Raw genomic sequence first — 14,153 nt, 5'->3', positions numbered from 1 at the left:
TAAATTATGAGCATAAATTTAGAGGAATATTTCCACGATTTCCGGCAAAATCTTTTAACCGGCGCAGAGGCTAGGGAGGATTTTCTTGAGGCTGAATTTGCGCTGGCCACAACACGCGAACTTGAGGATTCCGGCGCGGTAGAAGGTTTCGAAGCCTGCCAGTACAAGGCTCCGCGGGGTATGCGGGTTGATGGGTACTGGTATAATGATGATGGCATTTCCCTTGACCTGTTCATTACTGATTTTGCTAACCGCGAAACACTGGAAACTTTGACAAGAACTGATGCTGACGCGCTCTTTAAGCGGGTAGAAAATTTCTTTACTGCCAGCGCTGAAAAGGCTCTTTATCGCGAACTGGAAGAAACATCTCTGGGCTACGGTCTTGCCAGAGATATTTCGGTGCGGGCTGCCACCTGTACACGGGTAAATTTTTACCTGATTACCGAGCGCAAGCTAAGTGAAAAGGTTGCCGGTTTTGAGGAAAAGAAACACGGTGCATGGACGTTTAATTATAATATCTGGGATATTACGCGCCTGCATCGTATCAGCACTTCCAGAGGCGCAAAAGAAGAACTGGTAATTAATTTTGCAGATATCTTTGGCAGAGGCATACAGTGCCTTCCTGCTCATATTGATTCAACCGAGTATGAATCTTTCCTTATGGTGATGCCTGCCAGTGTCCTGGCCGAACTGTACGGCAAATATGGTGACAGACTGCTTGAACAAAACGTGCGCTGCTTCCTTCAGGCGCGGGGCAAGGTCAACAAAGGCATTCGCAGCACTATCATGAATGACCCCAGCATGTTTTTCGCATACAATAACGGCATTACCGCAACAGCGCGTGAAGTCGTAATTGATAAGAACGGTGAAGGCATGTTTATTCTAGAGATTAAAGACCTTCAAGTGGTTAACGGCGGGCAGACTACAGCCTCGCTTTTCCATACGAACCGTAAGGATAAGGCATCACTGGATAAAATTTTCGTGCAGATGAAGCTGTCAGTGGTGGACAGTGAAAAAGGTGAAGAAGTAATCCCACGCATGTCTGAATATGCCAATACGCAGAACAAAGTTAATGCCGCTGACTTCTTTTCCAACCATCCGTTCCATATCAGAATGGAGGAATTTTCACGCCGCCTGTGGGCTCCGGTACTACGCGGGGCAATCAGAGAATCAAAATGGTTTTATGAACGCGCCAGAGGTCAGTATGCAGACGCGCAGGCGAAGGTTTCAAAGGCTGATAAGAAGAAATTTCTGGCTGAATTCCCAACCTCGCAGATGTTCTCTAAAACTGACATGGCGAAATTTGAAAACGTATGGGATGAAAAGCCAACGCATGTAAATTATGGCGCTCAGAAAAACTTTGCCCAGTATGCACGGCGCATCGGCCGGGAGTGGGCCAAATCACCTGATGGCTTTAATGAGTTTTATTTCAAGCGTGTGGTAGCGCGTGGCATTATTTTCAAACGCCTTGAAAAGATGATTTCAGGCCAGACTTGGTATAATGGCGGCTACCGCGCCAATATCGTGGCTTATACACTGGCAATAATTTCAAAGCTGGTGTGCGGTATGGGAAAATCTTTTGATTTTCTGAAGGTGTGGGATGCACAGGATATTAACGAAGTAACGACAGATGCGCTGCTGACCACAGCCAAGTTTGTGTATGATGATATAATGAAACCGCCCGCTGGTATTTCCAACATTTCAGAGTGGTGTAAAAAAGAAGCCTGCTGGGATAGGCTTCAAGGTCGCATAAAAGAGCTGAAAGCTCTGCTGACGGAGCAATTCCTTGATTCACTGATTTCAAAAGATGAGGCGAAGCATGACGTAAAATATGCAGCCAAGGTACAGAAAATTGATACCGGAATAGAAGCACAGAAAAAGGTTTTTGAAATTTCTGCGCAGCGCTGGAAGGCAATCGCACTTGAAGGCACAAAACGAAAACTTTTCACACCCAAGGAACTTGGGATTCTTCAGATTGCGGTTCAGATGCCAGGCAAAATTCCATCGGATAAACAGTCCACGATTCTGCTCGAGATATTAAATAAAGTAAAACTCGAAGGAATAAATTTCTAATTTACTTACTTTAGCTAACAGGTTTTATTTTCTGGGTACGCAGGGCTAAGAGCCTTTATTTCTCTGCATTTATCTTGATTTCAGGTGCGGAACGCGCACCCAAAGAATTTATGCCGTGCCTAAAAAGAGTGTGCGCCCTGGCCCATTCATGGAGCCAATCGGCAGAAGTAACTTTTTTGATTCCGTGTCGCTCTGAAGAATTATCTTGTGAAATCTGCCCGGAGACGTGTTTGAACATTGGCTTGACTAGTCAGGGCCGAACACGCGCTTAATTGCGTTGCATATTCCTCCCAGGCAGCTTTACGCAGGGTTCAAATAGGCGTGACTTATCTCCCTTCAGAGAATAAGCCCCCCCCTGTAGCCGGACAATAGGTTTTGGAATTTATAAAACCCATTCAAAGGGCTTTCAAATAAAGCGGCCATGCGTTTTCTTGTCAAGAAAATAAGGTGACATATGGCAAAACAGCGGGTTATATTATTTAGCAGTTGTGTGGTGCGCGATGAGTTGGAATTTAATAAAAATATTCATATTGTTAAATATATATCGCAATCAGCCATTGCCAGCTCTTTTGCCATATCCAGCGAAAGAGCGTATTCCTGCCGCGGACGGCGGAAAAGCCCTTTTTCCGAAATTTCGGAAAAAGGTAAAAAGTCCGCATTTTCCTGAAAATCAAAATCAGTAATGCGCCGGGTAATCCAAGACGCAAATTTTTCTTTCACCCCAAGAAATTCATGCAGCGCCCTTGCGTCCACCGTTTGCACGGCCTCGCCCTCTATTTGCTTTTGGGTGATGGGGATAAATATTGCATTGGTCATAGTGACCTCCTTGCTGTTTAGTGTTGAAGCTGCCCAAACGGGCAGCCGGGTGTCAACTAGCGCAACAAGACGCCGAGCCTTATTTCCCTTGCGGGTATTATATTAAGGCTTCTCCACCCGGCCAAATTTTTGGCTGTCTGTGCATAAGGCACAAAAAAACCGCTGGTCTGACGGGTGCGGTTTCCGCTTGCTGCTTTTAGTGCCCCCTTTATTGCATTTTCCACTTGTCTTGGCAAGTGGTTTTTTATAGCCTACCGCAAATATTTTTAGAGGAGAGTCAAATGCGGAGAATTTTGCTGGCCGGAGCGGCGATTTTGGCTATGGTGGGTGCGGCGGGGGCAGCCGGGTATAATGGCTTACCTGAAAATGTTGTAAGCGCTTTTCGCAAACAGGCGATCGTAGCAGGAGCACCGAATTTAGCCATAAAGAAAATACTCTGTACAACGGGGAGCAGCAAAGACAGTGTTTATAGCTGCCTTTACAGCATCAATATGGCCGGCGTTGCGCTTGATAATGTGCATTTTTTAGCGGCATCTGATAAAAAAGGCGATAAAGCAAATATTTTTACCGTAAGCTGGGAAAATTGGGCAAAAGCTGAAAAAATTGCCGATGTGGATATTGTTAGTTTTGGCTTTGCCACTGCGGCGATGGTAGGGCTGGTTGACCCAAAACTCAGTATGAATGAGCGCCACAATATCTCTCAAGAAATAGCAAAAGCCACAGTGGCAAAAGAGACAAAAATAGAAAAATTTCCTGATAATACAGGGTTTATTATAACTACTTACAAGGCCAATATAAACGGCACAAACGCCGTGACTACTGCTATAGAAAAGAAATAATCACTCCATCTTGTTATTTGGTGGGGTGCCATCTGAAGGGTGGCTGTGGCCGTTATAAGTATCGCGCATCTCTTGCATACTGCCTTTTTTATCGCTCACATCACCATGGCAGATAATGTCTTTATCCACTTTTAGGCGGCCGCCTTCAATTTTCACCGCAGGGGCTTTGATTACCATGCCGGCGGGCAGCTCTAAAACAGCAGCGGCGCCGATTACTATTTCCAATGTGCCGCCGGCGCGCAGCATTACATAATCGCCGCCGCTATTATAAAGCGCGACATCGCCTTCTGCGCAGCCGCCAAAGCGCTTTGACGGGTTGGCCATGGGGAGCAGCACGGGGTCACCTTCATCGCCGCCGGCCATCAGGCAGAGAGCCGTTGCGCCGTCTACCGGTGCATGGCCGGCCAGGCCGAAAGGCTGCAAAACTTCGACCGCCGCCAACTCCACGCCCTGGCCGATTGTGGCCGCGGCTGTCTGGGTGCCGCCACTATCATCTACTTTGGTGACCACCACCCGGCGGATCATGCCGCGGATTTTCCCGGCCGTTTCATTATCCATATTTTTTCCTTTTGCGCGCCGCCGCCCGCCAACCCGGCGCGCGTCACGATAAAGATTACCCGCGCGTGGCTAATCGTAAGAAATTTACCCGCCCAGCGGCCTGGCGGTGCCGTCCAGCGCGCCGCCTGTGCCGGTTTTGCCCTTTGCTTTTTTGTTTTTGCGCCGGCCGCCGACATCTTTATTATCAAAAGCTTCCGGGCTGACAATAGTGATTTCGGTGGTTTGACCGCTATCGTCCTCACGCATGCTGGTGCCACAAATCAACATATCACGCTCCAGCACCTGATAGGCGTCAGACACATAAACCATCTGATTAACCTTCCAAAGGCTGCCATTAGCCTTAAAGCCCGCCACCACATAGCGCATTTCCTCGCCGGCGCCGCGGGAAGAACGGCTGCGCCAGTCGGCCTCTGATTTGCAAGCGGCTGTATCGCTTTTGGTGGCAGCCAGATGCACGCGCGGCCGGTAGCGCTTGACTTCGTCATCAACCGCTTCACCAATAGCACAGACGCCGGCCGCCTCAATTTTTGTCGCGCTGCCATCGCCCGGCTTGCGATCTTCCGGCTTGACAGTTTTGCCGGCGCCGAGCGGCGCGGCTTTGCCGTCCAGCCTTTTGCCGCCGGCCTTTTCGCCCTGGCCGCGGACAATGGTCTTGCTGTAGCGCCCCTTATGCGTAAAAGTGCCGCTGGAGCTTTTGACATTGCCAGGCAGTTTCAGTGCTGCTGGGGCGCGTTGCGCACCGCTGCGGGTGATAACCAGCCCGCCCACGCCATCTGACAGCAGCAAAAGCTGCCTTTGCCGGGCGCCCTTTTCCAGCGCCGCCAGCCCGGTTTCCACCATGTCCAGCCCGTATCGGCTGAAAATCTCACCCGTATCTACCTCCGCCCGCACCGAAAGCCCGTAAGGCCCGGCAATCTTTTTTGCCACATCTTCCAGCTTGCTGTTTTTGAAATCGCCGCCCTTTTCCGAAGCCGCGCAATCAATCAGATCGCCCGCCTTGTCCTTGCCGCTAATGGTAACGCTGGCTTCATTTTCATCAATACTGGGGCTGACTGTTTCAATAAAGCCTTTAAGCACCAGCTCACCTTCCACGGTGATTTCCACCTCTGCCCCCGGGCGGAGCTGAAAAACCGGTGGAATGGAAGAGGCGTAAAGGAATGTGGCTTGCGCGCGGAAGCTGTCGCGGCAGGTAAAGCGGAAAGTGCCGGCGAAATTCTTCAAATCCCTTGACACCTCAGCGCTTGTCCACTGTTCATAGACTTGGCCATCAATCTTTAGCTGAATAGCTCTCATGGCAGCACCTCCAAACGCTCGGCTGCATGGCACGGCAGAACATGGAACATATCGGCAATGTGCTGGATTAAATCATCACCCGAATATATTCTAGAAAATTCAGCATTCTTTTTACCGAATTCCGGCTGCGGCATAAGTATTTCCAAAGCCAGACGGTGAGCAGCAAGTTCCTGCCCGGCTGAAAGATATGAGCGGTAAAGAGTGTCGTGCTGCAAGATAAAATCTGCTTTTTGTTTGCCTCTGTCCAGTCCGCATAAAGCCTCATCAAATTCTTTAAATTGACGCCGGCGAAACTCTTTTGCTATTTCTTTCGCCGATAATGGAGCTTGCGGCATCATGGCAGCACCTCTATTTTGCCGGCGGGAATGGCGGCCGGGTGGCGCAGGCTGTTGCGGCTGATAAGATCGGCATAGGTGTCCTCAAGCTCCTGCGGCTTGTCGCCATAAAGCATATTGGCGATCAGCCAGGCATCGGCACCGCGATCAAGCTCCAGCAACACAGTGGCCGGCAAACGGCCGATAGTCTCGTTAATATCATTTATTGCCGCCGGCTTGACCGCGCCGGCGGCGCGATAAAGGCGGCTGGCGGCATCGGCCAAAGGCGTTTCAAACAGGCTTTGAAGGGTGTCTGAATAGGCATTGAGGCTGTCAGCTATCTGCTTGCGCGTGGCCAGCGCCGCTTTGCGGCTCACTGGGGCAATATCTGTCGCCAACTGCCCCGCCGCGGCCAGCATAGTGCCGCTGCCGGCAGCCAATAAAGCGCGATCTACCGTGCTCACCGCCTGGGCACTGGCGGTTGTCAGGCTGTCGGCCACAGCCAGAGCGGCGCCAAGCGCCGCATCGGCCGATAAAAGCGGCGCCGGCACAACCGCGCCGGCAGCCGGCGCCACGGCCGATATGGCTGTATTTACCGTGGCCTTGATCAGATTATTGGCCACGCCCTCAATCATCTGGCCAAAGGCGGGGGCGGAAGTGGGCAGCACTTTTGGCAAAAAGCCGCTTAATATTGTGCCGGGCGCGCCGGCAAGGCCGCCAATAGCGCCGGCAAATGTGCCGGCAGTGCGGCTGACCGCGTCCGATAACAAGCGCGACAATGTGTTGCCGCTTACCAGGCTAATGGCAAATTGCGCCTGTTTTGCCAGAGTTAAAGCCGATGACAGTAATTTGGGCACTGTTCCCAAGCCGAGGGCACCAAACAGCTTGCCTAATATATTGTCTTCGGCCTTTTCAAATGTGGCGGAAAAACGCACCACCCGCAGCTCGGCCGCCGAATAGCTGACGGTGGCCTGCTCGACAATAACCGCGCGGATAGCACCCCACCACGGGTGCATCAATGTGCCGGTGCCGTTTTGCTCAAAGGCGGATTTAAGCGCCTTGCCGTGAGCGATATAATCATCACCCACATACATACCCTCTATGGTGATTTTTTCCGGGCTTTTGCCGTGATCATCATAGGCGGCAATATCCAGCCCGGGAAAATAATGCGCGGCAATGCGGCGGCCTACTTCGCTTGAGACATCGGGCGCATAAAAGCCGATGCCGCGAAAGCTGGCCGGCATCAGGCCGGGCAAAGGGGGTGGTAGTGCCATTTATCGCCGCCTGTCTGCCCGAATAAACGCCACAGCACCCCAGAACAGGCAGCCGGCCCATGCTAAAAATGACAAAATAATCAGCCCATTCAAAATATAAAGCATTATCAGGCGCGCCTTTTTGTGAGGTGGAAAAGCCGGCGCGAGAAGCGGGAGGAAACCGCGCCGGCTTATGCCCCCGATTATGGCGCAGCCACAGGCAAAAACCTATCCGCGCCAAGGCGCGGATAAGGCAGAAAACACGCGCGGGTTGGCCGCCGGCGCGCGCAAACAAAAAAGAAATTTTCTGAAAAAAATGCAAATTTGCGCTTGCGTTACCTAAATATTTTAGGTAAGTTGTTTTTGTAAGAGAGATAGTTCTCTTACAAAGCAGAAAGGAAGGTGAGACTATTGAGAAAGCCTAAATATGTTAGGTTTCAAATGAAAATTCTTTGCTGGCACATTGAATTGATTTTGAAATTCTAACTTAAAAGGTTCGGGGCGTAAAACCCCCGAACCGATTAGGCCAATCAGTCTTCACCTTCCTTTATCTGGATATAATAGCAATGGATAAAGAAAAATTCAAGTCTTGGCGCAAAGAAATGGGTTTTAGCCAGGCAAAGGCCGCTGCAACATTACATTTGACCACGATAACAGTAGAAAACTATGAGCGTGGCCGAACAGGCAACGGCAAGCCGGCGGCAATTCCGCATGCTATTGCCCTTGCCTGTGCGGCGATTGCCGCCGGGTTAAAGCCCTATGGCGATTAAGGGCGGGCAATCATACGGCCGCCGTCAACGGCGTTGATCGGCTCGCCATTAAAGCGGCCGCTGACTTCGGCTTGGCCGCCTAAAACTTTGACTGTCATTTCGGCTTTATTGTCAATCTTTACCGGCGCCGGCATGGGCAGGCCGTCAATGCCGCCATTCTGGCGGAAAAAATCACCGGCGGTTCGGTTAGTATCATAACCGGGCATTTGCTGAAGCGCGGCCTGGCCGGCATCAGCCCGGGCATTGATTTGCGCCATATCGCCGGGTTTTACTTCTACCATATCCCGCCCGACAAAAGTCTCGCCGGTGAGGCTGTGCATCGCCTTGCTGATATTGCTGATGCCGGTGCCCAGCTTATTGACAAAGGAAACCAGCCCTTTTGGAAAGTAATTCTCCCAGTCAGGCGCTTTGCCGTTGAGCAAATCTATAAGGCTGCGCAAGGCACCGCTGATTATTTGCAGCGCATTTGCCACACCTTCCAGCCCCAGCGCCGCGAGCTGCCCCAAAAAGCCGATAATATCGCCCAGAAATTCCGGCACGCCGGATTTATCATTGCCAAAACCCAGCCATTTGGCGATAGCGCCGGCCAGATCGAGCAGGCCGCCGGCAATGCCCTGAACATTCTGCACCACCCCGCCCATAGTGCCGAAAGTGCGGGTGAGGCTCTGGCCGATGCCTTCCATATAAGGCCTGGCATCTTCCCAAACGCGGCCGAGCCACTCCCAGGCATTGCCAAGTGCGCGAATGGTGGCCTCATAAGCGCGCAAGACGGTTGCACCGACATTATCCCAGTTTATGCCGGCAAAAATATTGGCCGCCGCGTTTTTAATTGCTCCCCAGGCGCGCTCCGCTATAGGCACTATCGCCTGCCATGCCCGCCCGGCATCACGCGATATTTTGCTCCAAAGCTGGCTCATATAGGGGACAAGCTTGCTCCATGCCCCTTTAATGCCCGCCCAGGCAGCAAGGCTGCTCTCTTTTATGCTGCCCCACCAGCCGGCCAGCATGGGGGCGATTGTTTCCCAATTCTCATAAATCAAATAAGCGGCACCGGCCAGAGCGGCAATGAGCAGGCCGACAGGCGACAGCAACGCGCCGAAAATCCCGGCCAGGGCACTAAAGCCGGCGGTGACAATCGGCAAAACAAGGCTGATTGCGCCCAGCCCGGCCGCCAGCAGGGTAATGCCGGCACCGAGCGACAGCGCTTTTTTGAGCATACCGCCGCTGTCAGCGTCCCATTGCCGGAATTTTTTCAACAAGCCGCCGAACAGGTCATTGATCATTGGCAACCAGGCGCCAAAAGCAAAGCCCACTTCGCGCGCCGCCTGTGTGCCGATCTCGCTAAAAATCACTAATTGGCGATTGAGGCCCTTTATCTGGGTGGCAGAATCCTTCTCTGTATTGGCACCGGTGGCCTCGGCCACGTGTTTCTTGATTTTCAGATATTCGTCCATATTGCCGAGCATGGCGATGACAAAATCGCGGCTCTGTTGATTGCCGAATATTTTAGAAAGATTGCCGCCGGCGCCGATCCGCTCCAACTGCTCACGGACAAAGCCCATTGCTTCCGCGCCTTTGAGGCCGCGGCCTTCCGCCTCTTTCATATATTTGCTAATGGTTTCACCACTGACGCCCGCGACCTGACTGACTTTTTGCAGCGCCGCCTCGAGCGGGTTAATGCCCTTGGCCGAAGCGTCCATCATTACGGCCTGAATATCTACACCCATTTTGGCCATAGATTTTGCCACCCGCGGGCTTTGGATCTGCGAAATAAAATCGCCGAGATTAGTGGCCGCCTGGCTGGGCATTGAGGCGGATTTCATGGCGATTTGCGCCATGCTCGATAGGGTATTGACCGCTTCGCGGCCTTTTATGCCCAGATTGGCCATGCCACTTGTGAGGTTGGGAAATTCGCGCGCCATGTCCTTAAGTTCGAATGAACCGTCTTTGCCGGCCACCACCAGAGCGCCTAATGCGTCTTTTACCTGGTTGGCCGGCAGCTTCAAGTTCATCATCATGCTGGTAGCGACACGGCTCATATCGGCAAAATCGGCATTGGCAGCGGTAGCGGCCTTGCCAATATCGCGGATAGAGGCATCTACGTCCGCCCGGCTAATGCCGGCAGCAATCATGCTGCCGGCACCTTCGGCTATGGTGCGGGACGATTGCGCGATTTCCAGCGCCATGGCCTCATAGCGCGTTTTAGCCTGATCAACAAAGGCAAAGGCCTGTTTGCCCGACAATTCTGCCGTGCCGGCAATATCTAAAAGCTGTTGCTGAAAAGCGGCGGCCTCATTAAGCGGTGCCATAAAGCTGATGCCGGCAATAATGCCGGCCGCAGCGCCTATTTTGCGTATATTGGCCGTAATTTTATTCAGACCGCCGGATACCTGATCTTTCAAATTCACAAGGATATTGAGCTTCATATCCCTGTTGCCGGCCATTATGATCTCCTTGCGTTGCACACCTTGCGCGCATCTATGATAACACCGGCAGAGGCTTCGCCTCGCCTCCGCGGGGGCGGCGCTGAAGCCGCCGGCGGCCGGTCGGCCTTAGCCGGGGCTATGCCCCGTTTTGCTGCCTTACTTCTTCATGATAAAGATTCAGGCATTCTGCCCAAAATTGCATTTTCGTAAGCGTCATGCCTTCAATCTCGGCGGCGCTGAAGGACGCAATCTCAGCGAGTGCGCCCATCAGCACCATCATATTTTTCAGGCCTTCCCCTCGGTAAAAAAAGCCATGATTTTTACACCGTCATTGATGTCGGCCACATGGAGCTGGTCAAACAGCACATTCATAACCGCCTGGTTGATTTTGGTAGCACGACTGAAAGTGGTGATATTGGCCATGTCTTTCGGCGCGGTCATAATCGCCCGCACGTCCGCGCCGGTCAGGTAATGGAAAGTCAGCCGGTCATATTTTTCTTCGGCGATTGTGCCATTGGCTTTTTTTACTTTAACAGATACGGGAAAGCGCAAAGGCAAGGTGATTGTGCCGTTGGCATTGCGGATTGCCCGCGCCGGCAAAGCCTCATCACCCGCTGCCTCATCAACCACCGCCGCACCGGCAGCCGCTGTTTCATCAATGACAATATCTGCCTGCGGCTCAATCCCGGCTGCTGTCACCAGCTCTGCGTCCATAATTACTTCCTTCATTTCCTGCTCCTTACTTCCTTAATTTTTCAAAACTTCCTTGCCGGCGCTGGCCGCCCATTTAAGCGCCAGCTTGCCGCCTTCGCCCCCGGTAATTTGCGGCCGATCGCCTTCGTAAAAGGCGTCTTCAAAGACATAAGTCTGCCCCGTATCGCAGAGCACTTGCAGCTCGCCCTCATCAACATCAAACAGGCTGGCAAAGCTTTGTCCGCGCCGCAAATTGGTGGTGGCGTTGATTTCCGCGCCCTGATATTCCTGCGCCCGATCAACGCGGCGGCCGTAAGTGACCGCATTGTTCTTCAAACCGCCAAGGCGGAGAGTGCCGCCTTTTTCCGTGGCGATATATTGGCCGCGCCAATAAATATCCACAATGCCGACTGTTTGTGCCATTATTACAATCCTTTCTGTTTGTATCGGGGCACTTGCCCCGCAAGGCCAAATGGCCGCCGCCAATCATTTGGCGCGCCCGCGCAGGCGCAGGGCTTGCCCTGCTGCCGTGAGCGCAAATTACTAAGCCCGGAATTCCAGACTGCCGGCAAAAACCATCAAATTGCCGATAATGTTAATGCGCTGACGGCTTTGCATACGGTTTTTATCGCTCGGCGAGCGTTCAAAAATGCTGTCGCGGATCGTCTGATCCACGTCGATAATCCATGCTTGATTGGCGTAAAGAGCGCAGCGCCCGGCCCAGCTTGCCTTCATGCGGCCGGGGGTCACCACCGCATTATCGGGCAGACCGTTACTATCCAGCCGGCCGGCAAAAGCAGCCACATCGTCATCGTCAGCCAGCTTGCAGCGCGGATAATTAAGGGTGATAAAAGCCGCCCAATCATAACGGATACGGCTGACTGTCGCTGATGTCATAATGTCCAGCCAGGCGCGATCGGCCGTGCCCAAATTATTATGCTTGTAAGTCGTAATAATACGGCTGATGGTGACTGCACCCTCGGCCGTGCAGGTGAGTGAGGAGCAGCCACTACGCAGAAGCAAATCGCGTTCCTGCTCTGTCCACTGGTCAGCGCTATCCGGCGCCTGCACATTGGGCAGCATCAGAGTGCGCAATTGCCGCGCCGGGTCATCGGCCAAATGTTTGGCGGCAATACCTTGCAGGCTGGCAGCCAGTGCCCAGCTCGATGTCGGTGAGGCTTTCAGCGGCGCGGCGGAGAGGAAGGCGCAATTGGTGAGCTTGCCCCATGCCACTGCCTCACTAAAGCCGGCCCGCTTGGCGACAAAGCCCAGACAATCGCGCTTGCTCATGGCTTTGAACTGTTCGTCCAGCCACAGGGCCAGCGCTTCCATATTGGTTTTGTCCGTCCACGGCACTGATAGTGAGGTAAACCAGTTTTGCGCCAAGCTATCCAGCACTTTGTTAATGTCGGGATTGCCGGCGCCATCGGCCATGGGAGTGATAGTAACATCAAGCCCCTGCGGCAAGGGCGCCGCGGCGCTATCTACGCGGAAATCTATATCATTGCCCAGCTCTCCGGTATATTTGGCGGTTAGGCTCACCGTGCCGATCGCTGCCGTTGCCTTTACCGGCATAGCATCATCTTGGCTAATCGCCGCCGCAAGTTTGGTAGCGATAGCCGGCATATCATCTTTAGCCGCTACCGAAATCTTGACCGACCGGCCGCCAATTTTAAAACGCAGCACGGAAGCTGCGCTGACTGTGCCGTTAAATGCCAGGCTGCCGGTAGCGGCAACGCCGGAGACATCATCAAGCAGACCTGTTACATAAAGAGGCTGGGTGCTGTTGCCCGCTCTAAACGCCTTGACCATTTCCGCCCCGCTGGAGCCGGCGCCGAAAAGCGCAATAGCGTCATCGGCATTAACCACTTCAACAATCTCGCCCTCTTTTAAAGAGCCTGTCGATAAAATCTGGCCGATAATCAGATTTTTGACCGGGTAAGGCAGCAGGCCAAGTTGTGCGTAATTGGGCCGCGCCTCTAAATAAGTGCCCGGCTCAACCCAGTCCAGCGGGATTTCGTCAAAAGTAAAATCAGCCATTATTCTTATCCTTCTCTGTCCGAGCCGGCCGCGCGGCACCGCCCGTTATTTCCACCAGATCGCCGTCTTTGAGCCGGCGGCGGTAATATTGCGACATTTCCACTTCCGCCCCGGCAGCGGGGAACATCTCACCATCTTCCATCAGCACCGGAAGGCTGCCGGCAGGTTTAAGCTTTTTCTGCATTTTCACTTCCTTTTTCACCATTCACCAGCCATGACACATTCAGGCCTTTAAAATCTTCCGGATCTGTCAGCCGCAGATCTGCGGCCGACAAGGTTGATGAAATAACAAAATTGATATGTGCCATTATCGTATCTTCATCAGCAAATTCTGCTGCTTTGCTTTCCAGAAAGACGCTATCGGCGCTTGTCACCTCACAAGCGCCAAGCTCATTGAAGCTATGGCCATGCAGGCAGGCGATAGCCACGTCCATTATATCGTCCATGCCCATATCGCGCGCATCGCCTTTAAAGCGGCGATCCAGTCTGCCTGTGGCTTTGAGCACGCAGATAAGCCGCCAGTGATATTGGCAAAGCATTTCCCGGCCGCTGGCAGCACCAACCTGAATTGACAGGAAGGCAAGGCCGATAAATGGTGATTGCCGGGTAATGCGCTCATATTCCTTCACCGTCATAATGGCCGGGGCGCGGTCTATCTGGAACAGTTTTTTGGGAAAAACCAGCCGCAACCGCTCTTCAATAACGGGAGACATGCGGCGGATCGGCGTATTATAAGACGCAACCATTATGACCACCGCAAATTGTCGGGCGTAAAAATCGGCTCTCTGTCAGAAAAACGGCTGCCGCTGCTTTCTCCGGCAAGGCCGGCTTTCGGCGCATCAAGCTGCGCGATACCCTTTTGCACATCTTGCAGCCATTTTATGACACCTTTAAATTCCTCTGCCATTGTTTCTGTTGGCCCGCTGCGGCCGGATTTGGCCAGATCATAACGGGCGATGATGCAAGCGGCGCGGACAAGATCCGCCGGCGGCTGTTGCTGTAAGGGGCTGGATCATTTGTCAAAAAGTGAGGGAATATTTGTCAAATAATATGATATTGATATTTAATAATAAAAAAG

The 14,153-nt window shown here is 52.6% G+C and carries 15 protein-coding genes and 1 pseudogene; 3 read left to right on the top strand and 13 right to left on the bottom strand.

Translation table 11 applies throughout. From position 1 onward, the window contains the following. The first annotated feature begins 6 nt into the window (after nucleotides 1-6). On the top strand, nucleotides 7-2,073 hold the full coding sequence (locus tag DPQ22_RS02590) for an AIPR family protein (protein WP_150213029.1): 2,067 nt from the start codon (nucleotides 7-9) through the stop codon (nucleotides 2,071-2,073). A 525-nt stretch (nucleotides 2,074-2,598) separates the two neighbouring features. Here DPQ22_RS02590 and DPQ22_RS02585 read toward each other — a convergent pair. Then, on the bottom strand, nucleotides 2,599-2,889 hold the full coding sequence (locus DPQ22_RS02585) for an antA/AntB antirepressor family protein (RefSeq protein ID WP_150213028.1): 291 nt from the start codon (nucleotides 2,887-2,889) through the stop codon (nucleotides 2,599-2,601). 281 nt (nucleotides 2,890-3,170) lie between these two features. On the opposite strand from DPQ22_RS02585, the gene DPQ22_RS02580 reads away from it, so the two are divergent. Further along, complete coding sequence (locus DPQ22_RS02580; RefSeq protein WP_150213027.1) at nucleotides 3,171-3,728, top strand: hypothetical protein; 558 nt, start codon at nucleotides 3,171-3,173, stop codon at nucleotides 3,726-3,728. On the opposite strand, the gene DPQ22_RS02575 is transcribed toward DPQ22_RS02580, so the two are convergent. The 4 genes from DPQ22_RS02575 to DPQ22_RS02560 all read right to left on the bottom strand — a co-directional run bounded on the left by DPQ22_RS02575 (nucleotide 3,729) and on the right by DPQ22_RS02560 (nucleotide 7,167). Further along, complete coding sequence (locus DPQ22_RS02575) at nucleotides 3,729-4,286, bottom strand: phage baseplate assembly protein domain-containing protein (RefSeq protein ID WP_150213026.1); 558 nt, start codon at nucleotides 4,284-4,286, stop codon at nucleotides 3,729-3,731. Nucleotides 4,287-4,370: 84 nt separating this feature from the next. Continuing rightward, nucleotides 4,371-5,579, bottom strand: coding sequence for a phage baseplate assembly protein (locus DPQ22_RS02570; protein ID WP_150213025.1), 1,209 nt, complete (start codon nucleotides 5,577-5,579; stop codon nucleotides 4,371-4,373). After that, nucleotides 5,576-5,917 (bottom strand): hypothetical protein, encoded by a 342-nt coding sequence (locus DPQ22_RS02565; protein ID WP_150213024.1) that lies wholly within the window; start codon nucleotides 5,915-5,917, stop codon nucleotides 5,576-5,578. Before DPQ22_RS02565 ends, DPQ22_RS02570 begins: the two co-directional genes overlap by 4 nt. Further along, nucleotides 5,914-7,167: a DNA circularization N-terminal domain-containing protein gene (locus tag DPQ22_RS02560; protein WP_150213023.1), complete on the bottom strand. Its 1,254-nt coding sequence runs from the start codon at nucleotides 7,165-7,167 to the stop codon at nucleotides 5,914-5,916. The genes DPQ22_RS02565 and DPQ22_RS02560 overlap by 4 nt, the downstream gene beginning before the upstream one ends. 545 nt (nucleotides 7,168-7,712) lie before the next feature. Here DPQ22_RS02560 and DPQ22_RS02555 point away from each other — a divergent pair. Beyond that, nucleotides 7,713-7,916, top strand: coding sequence for a helix-turn-helix domain-containing protein (locus DPQ22_RS02555; RefSeq protein ID WP_150213022.1), 204 nt, complete (start codon nucleotides 7,713-7,715; stop codon nucleotides 7,914-7,916). Here DPQ22_RS02555 and DPQ22_RS02550 read toward each other — a convergent pair. The 8 genes and pseudogenes from DPQ22_RS02550 to DPQ22_RS02520 all read right to left on the bottom strand — a co-directional run. Beyond that, on the bottom strand, nucleotides 7,913-10,360 hold the full coding sequence (locus DPQ22_RS02550) for a phage tail tape measure protein (protein ID WP_150213021.1): 2,448 nt from the start codon (nucleotides 10,358-10,360) through the stop codon (nucleotides 7,913-7,915). The two genes, DPQ22_RS02555 and DPQ22_RS02550, sit on opposite strands and share 4 nt — an antisense overlap. A 118-nt stretch (nucleotides 10,361-10,478) precedes the next feature. Next, complete coding sequence (locus DPQ22_RS08765; RefSeq protein WP_190323104.1) at nucleotides 10,479-10,622, bottom strand: hypothetical protein; 144 nt, start codon at nucleotides 10,620-10,622, stop codon at nucleotides 10,479-10,481. A gap of 5 nt (nucleotides 10,623-10,627) precedes the next feature. Further along, nucleotides 10,628-11,071, bottom strand: a complete 444-nt coding sequence (locus DPQ22_RS02545) for a hypothetical protein (protein ID WP_150213020.1) — start codon at nucleotides 11,069-11,071, stop codon at nucleotides 10,628-10,630. Nucleotides 11,072-11,089: 18 nt separating this feature from the next. After that, complete coding sequence (locus DPQ22_RS02540) at nucleotides 11,090-11,458, bottom strand: phage tail tube protein (protein ID WP_150213019.1); 369 nt, start codon at nucleotides 11,456-11,458, stop codon at nucleotides 11,090-11,092. Between the two features lie 120 nt (nucleotides 11,459-11,578). Continuing rightward, the gene (locus tag DPQ22_RS02535) at nucleotides 11,579-13,075 is read right to left on the bottom strand and encodes a phage tail sheath subtilisin-like domain-containing protein (RefSeq protein WP_150213018.1); all 1,497 of its coding nucleotides are present in this window, start codon (nucleotides 13,073-13,075) and stop codon (nucleotides 11,579-11,581) included. Beyond that, entirely contained in the window at nucleotides 13,068-13,259 is a 192-nt protein-coding gene (locus DPQ22_RS02530; RefSeq protein WP_210244010.1) for a DUF2635 domain-containing protein, read from the bottom strand. Before DPQ22_RS02530 ends, DPQ22_RS02535 begins: the two co-directional genes overlap by 8 nt. Next, on the bottom strand, nucleotides 13,243-13,821 hold the full coding sequence (locus DPQ22_RS02525) for a hypothetical protein (protein WP_150213017.1): 579 nt from the start codon (nucleotides 13,819-13,821) through the stop codon (nucleotides 13,243-13,245). The genes DPQ22_RS02530 and DPQ22_RS02525 overlap by 17 nt, the downstream gene beginning before the upstream one ends. Continuing rightward, nucleotides 13,821-14,069: pseudogene (locus DPQ22_RS02520) on the bottom strand (phage protein Gp36 family protein); the annotation flags it as partial. The pseudogene DPQ22_RS02520 and the gene DPQ22_RS02525, both read right to left, overlap by 1 nt. Nucleotides 14,070-14,153: the final 84 nt, after the last annotated feature.

Origin of the sequence: Candidatus Tokpelaia sp., assembly GCF_008636115.1 — a bacterium.
In the GTDB taxonomy this organism is placed as follows: domain Bacteria; phylum Pseudomonadota; class Alphaproteobacteria; order Rhizobiales; family Rhizobiaceae; genus QLZD01.
Note: the sequence above shows the minus strand (reverse complement) of the source record. Positions and strands in the feature narration are given on the sequence as shown.